Raw genomic sequence first — 16,511 nt, forward strand, 5'->3', positions numbered from 1 at the left:
TCGGTCGTTCGCCATCTCGGAGGATCGTCGGGTCGGTTCGAAGGTGGCCGTACACCCAGGACCGTCTTTCGTTCGAGAATCCTCAGTTCTAATCCTGATCACGGAACACGAATGTTTATGTAACAAGACGAGAACGAATCCAGATATGACCCGGGAACACTCCGACCGCATCGGACCCGACGTGCGCGGGACGTTTTACAGGTTAGTTCCCAACGGGTATTCCCTCCAACGTTCTCTCCCGAACCGCTGGTACGTCGAACTACCCGCCTATCTCTTTCTTCTCGTCGCCGGTGGTCTGTTAGTCAGTCGAATGCTGGCGATCGCGTGGACGCGTCCCGAGCCGACGTATCCGTCGTGGGGAGTGACTCGTATCCTCGTTCGCAGCGTTCTCGAAGGGGCGAACATCCCGCCACAGGTGTTCTTCTACGTGCCGACCGGGTTCGTCGTCGGCCTCTCGCTGGTACTCCTCTTCGACGACTTCAAACGACGGCAAGGGATCATCGTACTCGTCGGGATGCTCCTGCTCTCTGTGCTGGTGCTGGTACCGTTCGGTGTGCTCATCGGACCGCTGCTCAGTGGGTTCACGCTCGCCGGTGGGCTGCTCGGCCTCGTCGCTCTTGGCGTCGGGCTCGCGGTCGGTGGTCTCAGGCCGAAACACTTCGCATTACCCGAACGTGGTGAGATCCACCGCGACCGAAGCTGGAGTATCCTCAACCCGAAACAGCGGCCGCTCGAGTTCGACACCGCACCACGGCTCCTCCTCGAGATCGCGTTCTGGGCGTGTGTGGTGGGGTTCATCGACGCACACGTCATCTACGACCCGCCGATCAGGGCGACCGGAAACGGGCTTCTCGTGTCGATGATGGCATCGGGACCGTTCTCGATCCCGGAACCGTTCGTAGTCGAACAGGTGGTGATCGGGCAGTGGGGGCTGCTCCATCTCGCCGGCATCGTGATGCTCCTCCTGGGCCTCGACGCGCTCCGAATCTACGAGGTGAACCGCAACGTGTTGATGCTCGGCCCGGCGCGAAGCGGCAAGAGCGCGGCGTTCGGTGGGCTCCACGAGGCACTCGACCGCTTCGAGGAGTCGAACACGATGCAGTGGCAGGGTGACGCGCTCCGTGACGCGATCAGCGAGGGACGGTTCCCGGACCCGAACGAGGTCGGTCGGTTCGAGGGCGCGGCCGGGACGCGTTACCTGCACATGCCGTACGTGTGGGGGAAACTCTTCCCGAAACGGGTCTCGTTCGACACGGTCGACTACCCCGGGGAGAGCCTCGAGCGGATCCTCAGACCGTTCTACGACGATCCGGGTCCGGGGGCCACCAACACGAACCCGTACGGTCTCTCGGTACTCGGTCAGGCCGCCGCGACCGACGGTGGACGGACCACGAGCGGAGAGACGGAGCGTTCGGGGGTCGACCAGGGAGGAGAGGACGCCGAGGTGATCGACGAAGACGAGGACGACCCGGGGAGGTCACAGAGAGACCCACACCAGACCGAAACGAGTCAGTACTCCACGAGCTACACGCCAGCGGGCAGCTGGGACGATGCCGTCTACGGGCTCAAAACGGAGCTCGGATCGGCCGATCCCGAGATGACGACTGTCATCCAGCGTATCTCCGACATGGTCTACTACGCCGACACGCTCATTCTCGTGGTCCCGCTGGACGACTTCATCGTGCCGATCGCTGCCCGGGGGAACGAGCCATCGTACGTCGAGGTGTACGACGAGGACGAGGTGACGTTCGGGAGCGACGTGGTGACGGCGACGACGGAAGTCGACGGCGAGCGAATCTCGACCGAGTACACGGACGTGGAGTTCCAGCGACGGTTCACCGCACTCAGGTACCAGGGGAAGAGCTACTACTCACGGAGGCCCGAGACTCGCGCCAGACCGAACCAGTATCTCGACTGGTATCGCTCGCTCGTGAGCGTGTTCGGCGGTGACAAGACGTTCGTCATGGTTCCAACGATGTCGGACCTGGCCGTCGACGACATGCGGGCGGCCGAGGGCAACAGTCGAATAGACCCCGGACGGCGAGACGTGTACCCCGACTTCGCGGCTCACATCGAAGACGAAGTCCTCAAGAAACAGAGTCAGAAGGTCGATCAGGTGATCGGTGAGCCACACATTCCCGGACTGTATCCGATCTGGTATACGATCGTGGACGATCGCGCGCCCGAAGACGACGACGAGGATCTGTCGATCGACACGAGCGTCAGACCGACGATACTGAACGGGGCCGAACAGCTCCTGAAGAAGGTGAACTGGTGAGATGCAAGAGGTTCGTATCTTCGGTGGTCCGACAGGGGAGTTGATCGTCGGCGACGGGGAATCCGGATCGATCCGGTCCGACATCAAGGCGGAGTATCACACGCCCGTCCTGCTCTACTACGACCCTACCGGAGAGACGCGGACGATCCGGACGTACCTCCGTCTGAGTGACAGGGACCGAAGTCAACAGTACATGGCCGAGTACGTCGACGACCAGGACGCCGATCTCGTCGCGTCGTACAAGCGGGCGGTGACCGAGCTGATCGAACAGACCGAGTGGACAGTGAACACGGCGGAATCGGAGAGTGCCAATCAGATCGTCTACGACCGCCTCGGCGTCGTCGACGAGGGGCAAACACGCGACATCGACGAACGGCTCGGTCAGTGCGTTCAGAAAGACGACGAGACGAAGTCGCTGTTCAACAACCGCGAGCAGTTCGAGAGCTTCGGGTTCGGCGTCCCGGACAGACGTACTGCTGTGGTGCTGTTCGAGGTCCTGCGCGAGCGGTATCCGGACAGTTCGATCGCGATCAGCGGCCAGGAGAACGTTCGGTCCATCGTCGACGTCGACGTTCTCATCGTTCCCAAGGGAAAGTACGAACGGATCGCGTACACCGATCGAACGTGGGACGAGTGGCGGGACCGCAAGTACGAGATCGCCAAAAATGACATCGAGACGAAGCTCGAGCAACTCGCGACGACCGTCGAAACGTCCGAGACGACTCAGTCGGCCGCGATGGCTCGCGCGCTGACACGGGCCGGGCTCGAAGAGGCGATCGGAATCGTAGCCCGTGGGGACGACGAGACGGGACCGTTCGTTCGTAAACTGAAGACGAACGCGCGGTTTTTCACCCCGTACACTGTCCTCGCCGGCGTTCTCGTCGCAACGGTACTCACCGGAGCAGGGAACCTCCTCACTGACCTCCGCAGAACGGGAGAGTTCACGATGCCGGTGGCGCGGCTCAGGCCGTACGTTTCGTCGATCCGCTTCCAGAGCTGGCTGCTCGTAGCGGTGAGCGGCACGATCAGTGTTCTGGGACTGTTCGTTCCGCCTGCGACGGCACCGGCAGGGCCGGTCCTCTCCCGGTCGGGATCGAACTCCCAGACGACACGAGCGACGACGGAGTGGGGGGAAGACGTTCGAGAGTCCGGGGACGAGGTCGTCGACGCGTTGGGACAGCTCCGCGAGTACGCGGACGACGACGACGTGTTCGCGAGTGATCGAGACCAGCTCCTCTCCTCGCACGTCACGGTCGTCGACGCGCGAACGGAGCGGCGGAACGCGGTTGGAGGCGCGATCGTCGGAGCAGTGGGAGCGCTCGCCGCCGGTGTCGCGATCTTCGTCGGCGCGTCGGAAGTGGCGAGGCTCGCCTTCTCCCTGCTGAGTACGTACTGGTGGACCGTGCTCGAGGTGCTGACGGTCGTCGCCGTCGGGATCGTCGGAATCCGCGCAGCACCACACGTTCGCTCGGGAGTCACACGGTTGTATCGCGGCGTGACGTCCCGCCCGTCTGGAGGAGTGCGTATTCCGGGACTGTCGCGCGGTTCGTCGAGGGGTACAAGCAAGAACTTCTCTCAGTTCGAGGCGGAGCTCGAGGCAGGAGAGAAGCCGAAACCGAGCGAGTACATCCACATCGTGGAAGAGGAGAATTTCAACTGGAACGTCAGAAAAAAAGTGGCGTACGAGCTGAGAGATCGCGCCTCGAAGTCGGAGCGCGAGAAGATCGATCCCGTCTACGACGTCGGAAAACTGGAAGACGGGGAGGGCCAGGGACAGCTCGACCACTACTACCAGTACCTAGGTGGGGGGCACAACGAGAAGATCCGAAAACGCGCCGCGAAGGCCCTCTCGAAGCTCGACCAGCACCATCCGGTGGAACAGCAGCGCCGGATCAACCAGATACTCGACACGGAGTCTCGAAGCCACGACACGGCCGACACCCAGCCGGACAGCCCCGAAACCGAGAGCGGTGCCGAGACACCCGGTGACCAGACGCATCAGACCGACACGCTGGCCGCCGACAGGGAGACCAGCACTGAAACCACCCCCCGGCAACAGCAATCCGCCCGGTCCGTGGTACCGAAAAGTTTCGGGACTGCAGAGACGGAGCAGCCGAATCCACGGCGGTTCGCGCACTATCGGGGCGACGCCTGGCGGAGTGGGTCGAACACGAGCGTCGGAAACGCGATGGAGGAACCACCCGCCGAGGGGAAACCACTCGTCGACCTCTCCCACCACAAAGAGGTGTCGTCCCCGGTCATCGCCGACGGTCGCGTCTTTGTGACGGCCGATCGGAAGCTGATCGAGTGTGAGATCGACACCGGAGCGTGCGACGACAGGACGGCCGAGATTCTACAAGACAGGCTGTTGTACAGCGGACCACCGACGGTCGTGAACGACATCGTGTATGCGGTGACGAAAGGTGGACGGGTGGTCGGGGTATCGACCGACGACGTCGTCCTGAACGTGGAACTCGACGGGGCCAGTCCGACGACGCCAGCAGTCCGCAACGGGATCGCATACGTCACGTACGAATCCGACGACGGGGGGGCAGTCGCTGCAGTGCACCCGGATTGGCCCGAGTCTGTGGTGGTCTCGGAGCTTCAGACACCGGTTACCCGACCCATCGCGACGAAGGACCACGTCATCGTCAGCCACGGGACGAAGGTCTCGGTCTTCGACCGAAACAAGCCCTTGCGGCTGTTGTGGACCGACTCGCCGAACGACGGGATACAGCCCCTCATGGGAGCAGCGGGCCACCACGATCGAGGTGATCTCTACGTTGCGGATTCGGAGTACCTGTACGTCTACCGGTCCGTCTCCGAGGGCCTGTCAGATCCCGAGAGAAGCAAGTTCCCCGGCGACGAGGGCACGTTGTTCGAACCGGCAGTCACGAGAGATTACGCCGTCGTCGCGGGGGGGACCGATATGCTGTTCAGGGGAATGGGTAGTCCCGAGTCGAAATCGTACGACACACGGATCGTTGCGCCGCCGGTGTGTACCGACGACGCGATCATCACCGTGCACAACCCTGGGGGAGGGAGGGGAGAGCTCCGCGCGAGAAGTTCGTTTGGCAACACCACATCGTGGGTCAAACCGGTGCAAGGGCCGGTCGTGGGCGAGCCTGCGGTCACCAGGGACTGCATCGCGGTCCTCACGACTCGGGGGAAGATCGTGCTGTTCACTCGGTGAGTCGGGACCCCGGATCCGAAGCGGCCTGAGGCAGCACCGGCACACCACCGTGAAGCGGTGAGGGTCGGTACGATCTCACGACTACCGGCGCACGTAGAGGTAGACCGCCACGATCACTACGGCGGCAAGACCGATCACCACACCCGGGATCTGGACCGGTTCTGGGGGTCGGGGTCGGCTCTCGTCTGCGTCCCCCACACCGGTGTCTGCGTCAGTGTCGTCGAGTGCGGTCTGAGCGTCCGCGCCACTCTCTCGACCGTCCCCATTGCTGTCGGCGTCGGAACTGGTGGTCGTCGATTCGCCGGTATCCGTCTGTACAGCAGTCTCTGTTCGCGGTTCGACTGTTTCGGTGCCCGGCGGTTCGACGGTAGCGGATCGGATGTGTTCCTCTCCGTCGACATCGACGACGCGAAGGAGGATCGTGGTATCCGACCCGTCGGCGGCCGCGAGCTGTTCGTCGATGGTGAGGTTCTGCCCGGTCGATTCACCGTCGTACAGCTGTTTGAAGTCGATCGTTTCGTCGCTTCCCCGTGGTGCAGTTTCGACGCTCACCCGCTGGTATGAGCCGAACTGAACCGAACCCTGGACGTGGACCGACCCGTTGTGCCACGTGACGTCGCTGAACGACATCTCGGGCACCACGCTGTCGTTGTACACGACCGTGAACTCCTCGGTCACCGTGTTCCCGGCGACGTCTGTCGCCGAGACTCGAACCGTGTTCTCGCCGGGGTTGAGCGGGATGCGTCGGTCGAACGAGACGGATCGCCGTTCGGAATCGACCGCCGGTCCGTTAGAGGTCACGAGACTGGCCGATCCGATTCGGTTCTCGACGGTGTAATCGATTCGATCGATCTGGGTGTTGTCTGAGGCACTCCCCGAAAGGACGACAGAGCTGGAACGGACGGTCGTCGGGAGTTCGTCGACAGTGAGTGTGGGATCGGTCCTGTCGACGACGACGATCTCGAACTCGTACGACCGTGTGTTCCCCAGGGTGTCCGTCATAGTGAACTCGATGTCGTTCTCACCGTATCCGACGGAGACGTTCTGTGAGAACGTGTCGCCGGGGTCTCGTATCTGGTGGGATCTGGCGGCGACGCGGATCTCACCCACCTGTTCGTACCGATGACGTCGTTCGATCGTGACCGTCTTCACACCCGAGAGGTCTGAGAGCGTCCCGGAGATGGTGAGACTCGACGATGATTCGGAAACTGAATCCGGGGGACGTGACTGAACCTCGGTCTGAAACGGCGAGTCGAACCCGACGAAAGGACCGACCCCGTCTTTGATCAGCGTGAACTGCGTGGATTCGACTCCACCAGCGGAATCACGAACGAGGACCTCGACGTCGTTCGCCTCGTTGTTTTCCAGTGACACGACGAACTCGGTCGTGAACTCCGTCGAGTCCGGGGAGAACGACCGTGTCGTCTCACCGTTGACCCGAACGGCGACCGTCTCGATCTCGTCAGCTGCCGTCGTCGTGATCTCCATCGACGGATTCTGTCTGAACGACAGTTCGTCTCCACTGGTGACGTTCGTCTTCTCGACCGTGACGTCGAGTGTGGGCGTGTCGGCGACTGCAGCCCCTGCTCCGACCCCAAGGACGATCAGTAGCACGAGAACGCCAGTCGAGAGGGGTCTGGCAGTCATGTCAGAAGGCTCGTTAATCAGTGTAGTAAATGTTTGGTCCCTCGGAAGATCGGGTCCACCAGCGAGCCCGGCAAGAACCAGTTGTACCTCAAGATTGACACTTGTATATAGCTCAGCACGGTCGTAGCCGCGGGTCAGTACGGCCTCAACTGGTCCAAGAGAGGTATTTTCGAAGCTCGTTCGTCGTCCACCAGCTCCCACGCGATTCCCGTCGGTTTGCCGTCCGGACTCGGCGTGTCGACCGTCCGCTCGGGCGTACAGATGCGATCGATCGGCACGTCCTGCGGCGTCGTCGGGATCGGCTCGTCGACGACCTGCAGGTCGTGCACCGTCGTGACCGTCGTCGTCGCGTCGTCGGCCAGTCCGAACTCGCGGAGGATCGCGAACTCCAGGTCGCTGTACCCCTCGCCTTTCCCGACGCGTGCCCCGCTGTCGTTCACCGCGACGCTCCCCGAGACGATCAGATCGACGGGCTCCATCTCCCCGGGGGCCACCTGCTCGCCGACCTCGGCCGAGCCGCCGATGGTGGTAGCGTGATCGACGTCCTCGATCTCGTCGGGGTCCAGTCGGAGGAAACACTTCTCGTCCCGCAATCTCGGGACAGCCACGTAGACGGTCTTTCCCTCTCTGAGGGCAGCCCGTCGAACGGGGAGCTGTGGCGAGTCGGGGTTCGATTTGATCACGTCCGCGTGCTGCCACGCCGCCAGCTCTGTCAGCCGTTTAGCAGCGTCGCCGGCTCCAGCAAAGTTGGGTATTCTCCCGTGCGGTGGATAGGGAAAGCGGGCAACTCCGCTCTCTTCCAACTCGTCCCAGACCCGCTCTCGCAGCTCCTGCTTGTCCATACCCTCGATTGCAGCCCTCCGTACTAGTACATCCCCACTCGGGGACAGCCGGGGACACCCTCACCCCAGGAACGCCCTCACCTCGGGAACACCCTCGCCTCGAGGCGGGGAGGAAAACCGTTCCTCCCCCGCGGTCTTCCAGTGCATCTCGGACCCGGTCACGGAGCACCTGTTCGCCCACATGTCGAGGGGAGTGTCAGGTACGAAGTACCGCGGACCCGCTGCGCCCCCGACGCTCACAGGACTCACTCGCCCGTCGGTGTGGCGTCGTCCCCCTCTCGGGTGGGTGTCGTGAGCACCGGGACGGTCGCGTTCCGCACCACGCGTTCGGTCACGCTCCCGAGGAGGTAGTGCGCCAGTCCGGTGCGCCCGTGCGTCGACATGACGATCAGGTCGGTGCCGGACTCCTCGGCGTGCGTGCAGATCGCGCGAGAGGGGAGCCCCTCGATCACGGTCGTCGACACCGCGACGCCCCGGTCGGCGGCTGCCGACTCGATCCGTTCGGTCGCCTCCTCCGCGGCCGCCTCCATCCCGCCGACGACGTCCTCCAGCGCGGTACCGACGTTGTAGAAACTCGACTTCGTCCGTTCGTCGACGACGTAGAGGCCGTCGACCGTGGCGTCGAACCGCTCGGCGAGGTCGAGGGCGTGTGGGAGCGCCGCGAGCGACGCCTCGCTCCCGTCGGTCGGCACGAGGACGCGCTCGATCGGCGGCCATGCGGGCGCGGCGTCAGAGACGCGAACCGTCACGATCGGGACGTCGGCACGTCTGACCACCTTCTCGGCGACACTCCCGATGATGAAGCGCCTGACGCCGGTCCGACCGTGGGTGCCCATGACGACGAGGTCGATCCCGGCCTCGGCGGCGTACGCGAGGATCGCCTCCGACGGGACCCCGACGGTGACGTCCGTGGTGACGCCGCCGTCGACGAGGTCGGCGACCGACTCGACCGCCCGCCGGGCCTCCCGCTCGGCGGCCGCCCGCCCCTCGCTGATCACGGCCTCGCCGTCGACGACACCCCCGTCGTAGTCCCGCTCGTCGACGACGCTGAGCGCGTGGACGTGGGAGCCGCACGCCTCCGCGAGCACCACGGCGTGGCGGGCTGCTAGCTCGGCCGAATCGCTCCCGTCTGTGGGGATCAGGATGTCGTCGTACATGCTCGTGGATGTGGACTGTACAGCGGTGTGACGTATAGACGTTCGGACGACCGTGGTGGACCGCGGCAGGCTTACCCGCCCGCGCCCCGAGGCGTCGACCATGACGCGCACGCGACTCACGACGGTCGAGGACGTGCCCGAATCGGGGTCGTTTCTGTTCACCGTCCGGGAACGCGACGGTTCCGAGGAGGAGGTCATCCTCGTGCGGTGTGACGACGCGGACGCCGACGACCCCGTCACGGCGTGGCGGAACTTCTGCCAGCACGAGACCGACCAGCGGCTGGACCGGGGGTTCGGGGCCGCCGTCCGCGCGGGGGAAGTGGTGTGCCCGAAACACGGGTCGATGTTCGACACCTGCACGGGCTACTGCGACAACGGGAAGGCCGCGGAGTCGTACCTCTCGGGCGTCGACGTGGCCGTCGACGACGGGGTGGTGTACCTCACCGATTCGACGGTCGAGTACAGCCACGACGGCGGGATCGACGACGAGGACGACGAGGACGAGGGGCCGAGCTCGACCTCGCACCTGACGTTCTGAGCGGCACAGAGCGAGTCGTCCTCGAGGACCGAAACGGACGTGACGCCCCGTTCGAGACCCGAACGACGCGCTTGTCACGACCCCTGCGTCAGCTTCGGTCGACCCGTGCTGGCCGCCGGTCGGGTGTGCTGGAGGCGGCTTCACGCCCGCTGGCGTCGCGTGATGCATGTCAACAGTTAACAATTCTCGCACCGAAGTCGTCGACATGTACCTGCCGACGGTAATCGTCGATTCCGCGACCGGGGAGCGCATCGTCTTCGACGAGGACGCCTCCAGCGAGGAACGACTGGTCTGGGACGAATCGAAGCCGGCAAACGTCGAGCCGCCGCCGACACACTACCACCCCGAAACCGAAGAGCGGTTCGTCGTTCGTGAGGGTCACCTCGTCGTCCGGGTCGACGGAGACGAACACCGGATCGGATCGGACGAGGAGCTGGTCGTCCCTGCACGAACGCCACACTGCTCGTACACGGAGGATGACGCGGCACGCTTCAGACGTGAAGTGGTGCCGCCGGGGCGGTGGCGCGAGTTTCTGACGACGCGGTTCGCCTGTTCCCACGCCGTCGGCGAGCTATCCGGGGGACGTAGTCTCCTCCAGTCGGCACTCCTCCTCCGGGCCTATCCGGACGTAGTCGTCCCCGAACGACCGCCCCGGGCCGTCCAGCGCGTCCTCCTCCCCGTCCTCGCCGTGATCGCTCGGGCACTGGGGCTGGAGCTCTGTCACTCGTATCCACGAGACGACGGAGACGCCAGCGCTGCCTGACGGCCCGAACGGCACCACGAGCGGCGGGGGCCTAGAAGCCCGTCTCGGGCCGAGAGGCAGTGCCAGAACCGACGAGAGCGGTTCACCCCTCCGTCTCGTCGTCTCGGACCGCAACCACCTCGCTCACGACGCGCGGCGGGAGTCGGTCGGGGACGAGGGCCGCGGCGTCGCGGGCGACGTCGTCGCCGACCCCGCGGAGGTCGATGGCGACGAACGCCGGGCACGGGCGTCGACCGAGGCGGAGCACGCCATCGTCGAGGGTGCCGAACCAGCCGTGGTACGAGAACCGGTCGTGGGGGTCGTCGATCCGGCAGGCGACGTAGACGGCACCGCCGTTCAGCGGACGCCACGGCTGGACGTACGCCCGGACGGGACGGGTCCACGACTCGAGCGAGAGCGCGCGCGTCTCCCCGGTCGCGGCAGCGTCGGCTGGCGTCGGGTGGAGCGTGGGAGCGTCGACGGTCGTCGCCCGTGCCCGGGGGACCGAGGGGCGGAGATCGGGGGTCGCTTCGGCGAGGTGATCGCTGGCTGGACCGGTCTCGACCACGGGCCGCCACCGCCGGCCCGCGGGCGTCCCCTCGCCGAGGAGGACGCGCTCGCGGACGGGATCGAAGACGCCGAAGTGGCCGCCGCAGTCGTCGACCGCCCACGCGACGTACGTCGCGGCGGCGCTGCGGGGCGTCCACGGCTGGAGCGTGAGCGTCGGCGGCGTGTCGCCGGCGCGACGGTGGTCGCACTCGCGACGGTGGAGGCGGCAGACGAGCGTCGGCCCGCGTGCGTCGGCGTCGGGCGGAGCCGGCGGCTCGACGTCGTCGGGCGAGCGGCGGGCGAACGAGCCGCCGTCGGGACGCTCCATGTTCGGGCATTCTCGGGTGGCGTGAAAAGCCCACGCCTCTCCGGTCGATCCGAGCACTGGCCGCGAGAATCGATCGAAGCGAGCCACGGGGTCGTCCGCGTCCCCGGCGAGCCGCCGGACTCGTGGGGGTTATCCGCCTCTACGATCTACCGACGGTATGTTCGAGAACCGACCCGACCGCGACGAGGTCGTGCTCGTGGGACGGTCGAACGTGGGGAAGTCGACGCTGATGCGCGAACTCACGGGACACGCGGTGAAGACGGGCAAGAAGCCCGGCGTCACCCGCCAGCCGAACCACTTCGACTGGGCCCCCGAGAAGTTCATGTTCACCGACCTGCCGGGGTTCGGCTTCATGTCCGGGGTGAGCGAGGAGCGCCGCGAGCAGATCAAGACCGACGTCGTTCGCTACCTCGAGGCGAACGCCGACCGGATCCTCGTCGGGGTCGTCGTCGTCGACGGGAAGGCGGCCGTCGACATCATCGACCGCCACACCGAGGCGGGCGAGGTCCCCCACGACGTCGAGATGTTCCACTTCCTCCGCGAACTCGACGTCCCGGCCGTGGTCGCCGTCAACAAGATGGACAAGGTCGACGACCGCGACGAACGGCTGAACGACCTCTGCGACCGGCTCGGGCTCTACCCACCGTGGCAGCAGTGGCGCGAGACCGTCGCGCCGATCAGCGCCAAGCGCGGGAGCGTCGAACCCCTCCTGGAGGCGCTCCGAACCCACTTCCACGACCAGAAGCGCGACGACCTCCTGAAGTTCGTCACCTCCTGAGGAGCGGTCTCTCCCGAGGCCCACCCTCCTCGCGGGTCGTCACCGCTCGCTCGCGACACGACCCGGTTCGTCAGGTCCTCGTCCGCCTGGATCCGCCGGACGTTCGTCCGAACGAGAGCGACGAAAGCGCGGGCGAGCCGAACCGCGCGTTCGAGACAGTCCGCTTCAGTCCGCTCGAGTGACCGAGCCGACGATGTCCGTGCATACGGCTTCGACGCGACGAGCAGGTCCGAGACGCCCCGGCGCGACGGGTGGGGTCGAAGACGGTGGCGACGGAGTCGTCGACGGCGACGCGCTGGCGTTTCACGCTGTCGTCCTCGCTCCCCGTGTACAAATCGCCGGGAGGTTCGGGGCGGTCAGTCGTCGGCCGGAGTCGCCGTCCCCGTCGCCCGGCCCGTCGTGACCGAGTCGACGACGCGCTCGTTCGCGGCGACCCAGCGGAGCAACAGGAACGCGAAGATGTACTTCGCGCCGATGTCGAGCAACGAGTAGCCCCACGAGGTGATGGCGACGCTGAGGAGCGCGAACCCCTCGCTCCCGAGCGCCCACAGGATCGGGTAGCCGAGCCACAGCACGACCGTCAGGAGCTTCAGCATCCCGAATATCTCGCTCGTGCCGGCGGCGGCCGCGTCCCGTGGCCACTCGACCAAGAGGACGTACAGCACGGCGACGAAGAACGCACAGCTGATCAGGTAGAACACCCACCGGAGCAGGTACGAGGACGTGATCAGCGCGGCCGCCAGCCCGGTCACGCACATCCCGATGTCCATCGTGATGGCGGTGAACAGTTTCGCCCGGTCGGTGCCGGCCAGCAGGCCGAGGGCGAGGAGGATCATGGGCGTGGAGAACGTCCACGTGAGGTACCGACCCCACGGCGAGAGGACCTCCTGTCCGGCGAGTGCGTGCCCCGCGGGCATCTCCAGCAAGCCGACGGTCAGCCCCGACGCGAGCCCGGCGTAGCTCGAGATGGAGACCAGCGGAACGAGCAGTGTCGCCACCCAGATCAGTTGCGCGCGCGACGACTCGATCCGTCGGCCCATCGCGACGAACAGGAGAATCGAGAGTCCGGCGAGCGCGATGTTGACCCACAACGACGCGTTGAGCGAGGCGTTCTCCTGGATCATCCGGAGCACCTCGGTCTGGGTCTGCAGTGGGAACGCGGGGTCGAATATCAGGCTACTGCCATTTGCCATGTAAACCGTTAGGACCGGGGGTACATATACCTGTCCGGTCGAGGCGGACGGTAGAAATTCACATAACGGTCGAGGCCGGGGGAGGAAGCAGGACGTCCGTCTCCGGGTGGTCTGCGCGCCACTCCCCCCAGGTGGCCACCGTCGAGGGGACGATGGTGAGTCGGTCGCCCTCGCGTTCGCCGCAGATGGCGCGCGCGAGGAACTGGCTCCAGTAACTCCCGGTCAGTTCGTCGTAGAGAACGAGATTCCCCGAGTTGCGCGCCTCGGCCTCGCCGTCGGTGGCGCTCGCGCCGAAGACGCGGCCCTCCGTCTTCGCCGACTCGGCGTAGATCTGGGGTGGCTGCCAGAGCTGTCCCGTGACGCCGAAGGTCGTCTCCGTTCCCCCGACGCGCCGTTCGGCGACCATCCCCGACTGGCAGATGGGACAGAACGTGACGAGCAGCGGCCGATCCAGGGTGTCGTTGACGATCTCGTGCCACCACACGACCGACAGCGGGTACGCCCGCGCCTGCGTGCCGTCGTCGCTCGCCACGCCGATGACGAAGCTGTCGGCGGTGAGCCCGTCGCCGACCTCGAACCCCATGCGATACTTCTTCGCGACGTCGGCGTCGGCCCAGTCCGCACCGTACGCGGGATCGACGATGGCGCGGATGCCGATGTCGGGCTGGATCTCCGCCTCACAGATCGTCGAGGGATAGCCCCACTCGCCGAGGCTGTCGCGCTCCTCGACCGGGACGGGCGTCCCATCACCCGCGAACGCGCCGCGGTCGGGCGTCGGCGTGTCGGTCGGCGTCGAGCCGTCGTCGGCCGCGAGCGGAGAGGCGGCCGAACAGCCGGCGAGTGCGCCCGCGACGCCGGTCGCGAGCGCCCCGAGGAGCCGACGGCGGGTCGTGGGAGCCGAACGTCTCATACGGGACCCTCGGCGTCCCGGCGGTTAATCGGCGCGCGGCTGTGTGGCCCCGGCACACACGGTCGGACTGGTGCGGCTGACGACCCGTCTCGGTCGCCACCGATACACCGTCTTAACATATATCTGTGATACCTGTTGACCTGATAACTGTCGGTCGTCTGTGGCCGTGACGGTTCGGAGAGTGGACGGAGGGGACGGATGAGTCGAAGGGGTGGGACCGCCCATCGGTCACCGCCTCACTCGCCGGGCTGGCGCTCGACGAGCGTGATGTGTTGACACGCGAGCAGCGTCGTGCCCGCCTGATCTTCGACCTCGTACGCGTAGACGACCCGGCCGAGGCTGTCGTTGTACGGCTCCGTCTCGACGACCTCGCGGTGGACCGTGAGCGTGGTCCCGATCGGGACGGGGTTGACGAACCGGAGCGAGTCGTAGCCGTACGAGAACGAGCGCGGGTTCATGTCCGCGACGAGCGCCTCGGCCACCGAGAACACGAGGTTCCCGTGGGCGATCCGCTCGCCGAAGTCGGAGTCGCCGGCGACGGTCGTGCTCATGTGGTACGGGTGGAAGTCGCCGGAGAGGCCCGCGAAGTTGACGATGTCGGCCTCTGTGATCGTCCGGACCGCATCGACCGTGAACGACTCCCCTTCCTCGATCTCCTCGAAGTAGCGATCGGTGTCCTTGGTGAGTGACGACATGCCAGGGACACGACCGAGACGGTAATAAATCTACGCTGAACGAGCGGTCGGAGGAGGCGCTCGAATTCATATAGAATTTCATATATTACTACGTTATAGTCCGAAAACAAGTATGTACGATCCGGGTCAGCGACGTCCGCGTCTGTAGGCGGGACTTCCGGAACGGACGGGCGGCTGTTCGATCGTCGCCGGTCTTGATGCTCCCTCCGGCACCCGCCAGCACCGTCGTCCCGTCGGGCAGGGCGTCGACGGTCGTTTCGGTGACGGCGATCCGTTCGCCGTACGACAGCGAGTGGTACTCGCTGACGTTCGCACACGCGAGGATCGTCCCGATGCCCGCGTCGGCGATCGCCCGCGCGTTCGACGAGAGCGCGGCGTGGTCGACTTCGAGCTCGTCGTCGAACGGCGTGAGGACGGCGGTCGCGACGTCCCGGAGCCGCTCTCGGAGCAGATCGTAAGCCATGGCAGCAGCCAACACGCCGTTTCGGGTTGAACGCTTCGTCGGTCCGACTGGGACGACACCGCGCGACGGGCGACGCGGCCACGGCCCGTGCCCCCAACAATTATCAGCGCCCCCTCCCCCTCCTCTGGTATGCAATTCGACTGGATGGTGCAGTGTTACGCGGGCGCGGGCGTCCACCGCGACACGCCCTTGCTCGACACGGTCGAGCGGGAGACGGTACTGAACGGGGTCGACGTCGCCGTCGAGTCGGGGCTGGAGGGACTCTGGGCACCCGACCACTTCATGCTCGGGCCGAAGGCCGAGGAGTACGAGGTGTGGACGCTGTTGAGTGCCCTCGCCGAACGGACCGACGACGTCGACCTCGGCCCGCTCGTCGGATCGGTCACCTACCGCAATCCCGCCCTGCTGGCGAAGATGGCGACGACGGTCGACATCCTCTCGGAGGGGCGACTCAGGCTCGGTCTCGGTGCCGGCTGGCACGAGGAGGAACACCACGCGTACGGCTTCGACTTCCCCGACATCAACACCCGGATCGACATGCTCGACGAGGCGATCAACGTCGTGAAGACGATGTTCACCGAGGAGTCGCCGACGTTCTCGGGCGAGCATTACGAGATCGACGCGGCGCTCAACAACCCGAAACCCGTCAGCGATCCCCACCCGCCCATCGTCGTCGGGGGGGCCGGCCCCCGGATGCTCCGGCTCGTCGCGCGGCACGCCGACGAGTGGAACGTCGAGATCAGCGCCCGCGCCCGCGGCAAGCCCATCGAGTTCAAAGTCAGAAAGTTCGACGAGTACCTCGAGAACGAGGGGCGCGACCCCGACGACGTGGAACGATCCTGGCTCGCACACGTCCTCGTCTGCGAGGACGAAGCGGAGATCGACGAGTACGTCGACCGGATCTTCCCGCTGCCGTGGGGCGAGGAGTCCGACATGGACGAGCAGCTCGAGACCGCCGACGACGCACGCGAGAAGGGGAGCATGCTCATCGGGACGCCCGCGCAGGTCGCCGAACAGATCGAGCGGATCGAGGCACTCGGTTTCGACAAACTCCAGCTGATGTTCCTCGACTTCCCCGAGACGGGCGGGATGGAGCTGTTCGGCGACGAGGTCGCCCCGCAGTTCCAGTAGCGGTCTCGTGCCCGCCCGGCGTCTCGCGACTCCGTCCCGGTACTGCCCCCTCGGCCGAGGGGTAGCG

At 65.7% G+C, this 16,511-nt stretch carries 14 protein-coding genes; 6 read left to right on the plus strand and 8 right to left on the minus strand.

Going from position 1 to position 16,511, the window contains the following annotated elements:
• Nucleotides 1–310: 310 nt before the first annotated feature.
• Together FZP69_RS19855 and FZP69_RS19860 are read left to right on the plus strand one after the other, a co-directional pair.
• Entirely contained in the window at nt 311–2,278 is a 1,968-nt protein-coding gene (locus FZP69_RS19855; protein ID WP_152043092.1) for a hypothetical protein, read from the plus strand.
• A 1-nt stretch (nt 2,279) separates the two neighbouring features.
• The gene (locus FZP69_RS19860) at nt 2,280–5,471 is read left to right on the plus strand and encodes a PQQ-binding-like beta-propeller repeat protein (RefSeq protein ID WP_152043093.1); all 3,192 of its coding nucleotides are present in this window, start codon (nt 2,280–2,282) and stop codon (nt 5,469–5,471) included.
• A gap of 81 nt (nt 5,472–5,552) precedes the next feature.
• Here FZP69_RS19860 and FZP69_RS19865 read toward each other — a convergent pair whose 3' ends face one another.
• The 3 genes from FZP69_RS19865 to FZP69_RS19875 form a co-directional block, all read right to left on the minus strand.
• The gene (locus FZP69_RS19865; RefSeq protein WP_152043094.1) at nt 5,553–7,118 is read right to left on the minus strand and encodes a hypothetical protein; all 1,566 of its coding nucleotides are present in this window, start codon (nt 7,116–7,118) and stop codon (nt 5,553–5,555) included.
• Nucleotides 7,119–7,252: 134 nt separating this feature from the next.
• Nucleotides 7,253–7,960 (minus strand): 5-formyltetrahydrofolate cyclo-ligase, encoded by a 708-nt coding sequence (locus FZP69_RS19870; protein WP_152043095.1) that lies wholly within the window; start codon nt 7,958–7,960, stop codon nt 7,253–7,255.
• Nucleotides 7,961–8,205: 245 nt separating this feature from the next.
• Nucleotides 8,206–9,117, minus strand: coding sequence for a universal stress protein (locus FZP69_RS19875; protein ID WP_192918661.1), 912 nt, complete (start codon nt 9,115–9,117; stop codon nt 8,206–8,208).
• Between the two features lie 100 nt (nt 9,118–9,217).
• On the opposite strand from FZP69_RS19875, the gene FZP69_RS19880 reads away from it, so the two are divergent.
• Together FZP69_RS19880 and FZP69_RS19885 are read left to right on the plus strand one after the other, a co-directional pair.
• Nucleotides 9,218–9,655: a Rieske (2Fe-2S) protein gene (locus FZP69_RS19880; RefSeq protein WP_152043097.1), complete on the plus strand. Its 438-nt coding sequence runs from the start codon at nt 9,218–9,220 to the stop codon at nt 9,653–9,655.
• A gap of 205 nt (nt 9,656–9,860) precedes the next feature.
• Nucleotides 9,861–10,418 (plus strand): cupin domain-containing protein, encoded by a 558-nt coding sequence (locus tag FZP69_RS19885; protein WP_192918662.1) that lies wholly within the window; start codon nt 9,861–9,863, stop codon nt 10,416–10,418.
• Between the two features lie 82 nt (nt 10,419–10,500).
• Here the strand turns inward: FZP69_RS19885 and FZP69_RS19890 are convergent, their stop codons facing one another.
• The gene (locus tag FZP69_RS19890) at nt 10,501–11,274 is read right to left on the minus strand and encodes a hypothetical protein (RefSeq protein ID WP_152043099.1); all 774 of its coding nucleotides are present in this window, start codon (nt 11,272–11,274) and stop codon (nt 10,501–10,503) included.
• Nucleotides 11,275–11,431: 157 nt separating this feature from the next.
• Here FZP69_RS19890 and engB point away from each other — a divergent pair, with 157 nt between their 5' ends.
• Nucleotides 11,432–12,052, plus strand: coding sequence for a GTP-binding protein EngB (gene engB, locus FZP69_RS19895; protein ID WP_152043100.1), 621 nt, complete (start codon nt 11,432–11,434; stop codon nt 12,050–12,052).
• A 356-nt stretch (nt 12,053–12,408) separates the two neighbouring features.
• Here engB and hop read toward each other — a convergent pair whose 3' ends face one another.
• The 4 genes from hop to FZP69_RS19915 form a co-directional block, all read right to left on the minus strand.
• Nucleotides 12,409–13,245, minus strand: a complete 837-nt coding sequence (hop, locus tag FZP69_RS19900) for a halorhodopsin (protein WP_152043101.1) — start codon at nt 13,243–13,245, stop codon at nt 12,409–12,411.
• A gap of 58 nt (nt 13,246–13,303) precedes the next feature.
• Complete coding sequence (locus tag FZP69_RS19905; protein WP_152043102.1) at nt 13,304–14,155, minus strand: DUF3179 domain-containing (seleno)protein; 852 nt, start codon at nt 14,153–14,155, stop codon at nt 13,304–13,306.
• A 236-nt stretch (nt 14,156–14,391) separates the two neighbouring features.
• Entirely contained in the window at nt 14,392–14,850 is a 459-nt protein-coding gene (locus FZP69_RS19910) for a MaoC family dehydratase (protein ID WP_152043103.1), read from the minus strand.
• Nucleotides 14,851–14,938: 88 nt separating this feature from the next.
• Entirely contained in the window at nt 14,939–15,313 is a 375-nt protein-coding gene (locus FZP69_RS19915) for a dihydrodipicolinate synthase family protein (protein WP_152043104.1), read from the minus strand.
• Between the two features lie 129 nt (nt 15,314–15,442).
• Between FZP69_RS19915 and FZP69_RS19920 the strand changes: the two genes are divergently transcribed.
• Nucleotides 15,443–16,444, plus strand: coding sequence for an LLM class flavin-dependent oxidoreductase (locus FZP69_RS19920; protein WP_152043105.1), 1,002 nt, complete (start codon nt 15,443–15,445; stop codon nt 16,442–16,444).
• Nucleotides 16,445–16,511 lie beyond the last annotated feature (67 nt).

Origin of the sequence: Salinigranum salinum, assembly GCF_009176545.1 — an archaeon.
GTDB lineage: Archaea > Halobacteriota > Halobacteria > Halobacteriales > Haloferacaceae > Salinigranum > Salinigranum salinum.

Bases quoted from the DNA above. Each gene is read 5' to 3' on its own strand.
- FZP69_RS19855 (WP_152043092.1), top strand. From the start codon at position 311: ATGCTGGCGATCGCGTGGACGCGTCCCGAGCCGACGTATCCGTCGTGG.
- FZP69_RS19860 (WP_152043093.1), top strand. From the start codon at position 2,280: ATGCAAGAGGTTCGTATCTTCGGTGGTCCGACAGGGGAGTTGATCGTC.
- FZP69_RS19865 (WP_152043094.1), bottom strand. From the start codon at position 7,118: ATGACTGCCAGACCCCTCTCGACTGGCGTTCTCGTGCTACTGATCGTC.
- FZP69_RS19870 (WP_152043095.1), bottom strand. From the start codon at position 7,960: ATGGACAAGCAGGAGCTGCGAGAGCGGGTCTGGGACGAGTTGGAAGAG.
- FZP69_RS19875 (WP_192918661.1), bottom strand. From the start codon at position 9,117: ATGTACGACGACATCCTGATCCCCACAGACGGGAGCGATTCGGCCGAG.
- FZP69_RS19880 (WP_152043097.1), top strand. From the start codon at position 9,218: ATGACGCGCACGCGACTCACGACGGTCGAGGACGTGCCCGAATCGGGG.
- FZP69_RS19885 (WP_192918662.1), top strand. From the start codon at position 9,861: ATGTACCTGCCGACGGTAATCGTCGATTCCGCGACCGGGGAGCGCATC.
- FZP69_RS19890 (WP_152043099.1), bottom strand. From the start codon at position 11,274: ATGGAGCGTCCCGACGGCGGCTCGTTCGCCCGCCGCTCGCCCGACGAC.
- engB (WP_152043100.1), top strand. From the start codon at position 11,432: ATGTTCGAGAACCGACCCGACCGCGACGAGGTCGTGCTCGTGGGACGG.
- hop (WP_152043101.1), bottom strand. From the start codon at position 13,245: ATGGCAAATGGCAGTAGCCTGATATTCGACCCCGCGTTCCCACTGCAG.
- FZP69_RS19905 (WP_152043102.1), bottom strand. From the start codon at position 14,155: ATGAGACGTTCGGCTCCCACGACCCGCCGTCGGCTCCTCGGGGCGCTC.
- FZP69_RS19910 (WP_152043103.1), bottom strand. From the start codon at position 14,850: ATGTCGTCACTCACCAAGGACACCGATCGCTACTTCGAGGAGATCGAG.
- FZP69_RS19915 (WP_152043104.1), bottom strand. From the start codon at position 15,313: ATGGCTTACGATCTGCTCCGAGAGCGGCTCCGGGACGTCGCGACCGCC.
- FZP69_RS19920 (WP_152043105.1), top strand. From the start codon at position 15,443: ATGCAATTCGACTGGATGGTGCAGTGTTACGCGGGCGCGGGCGTCCAC.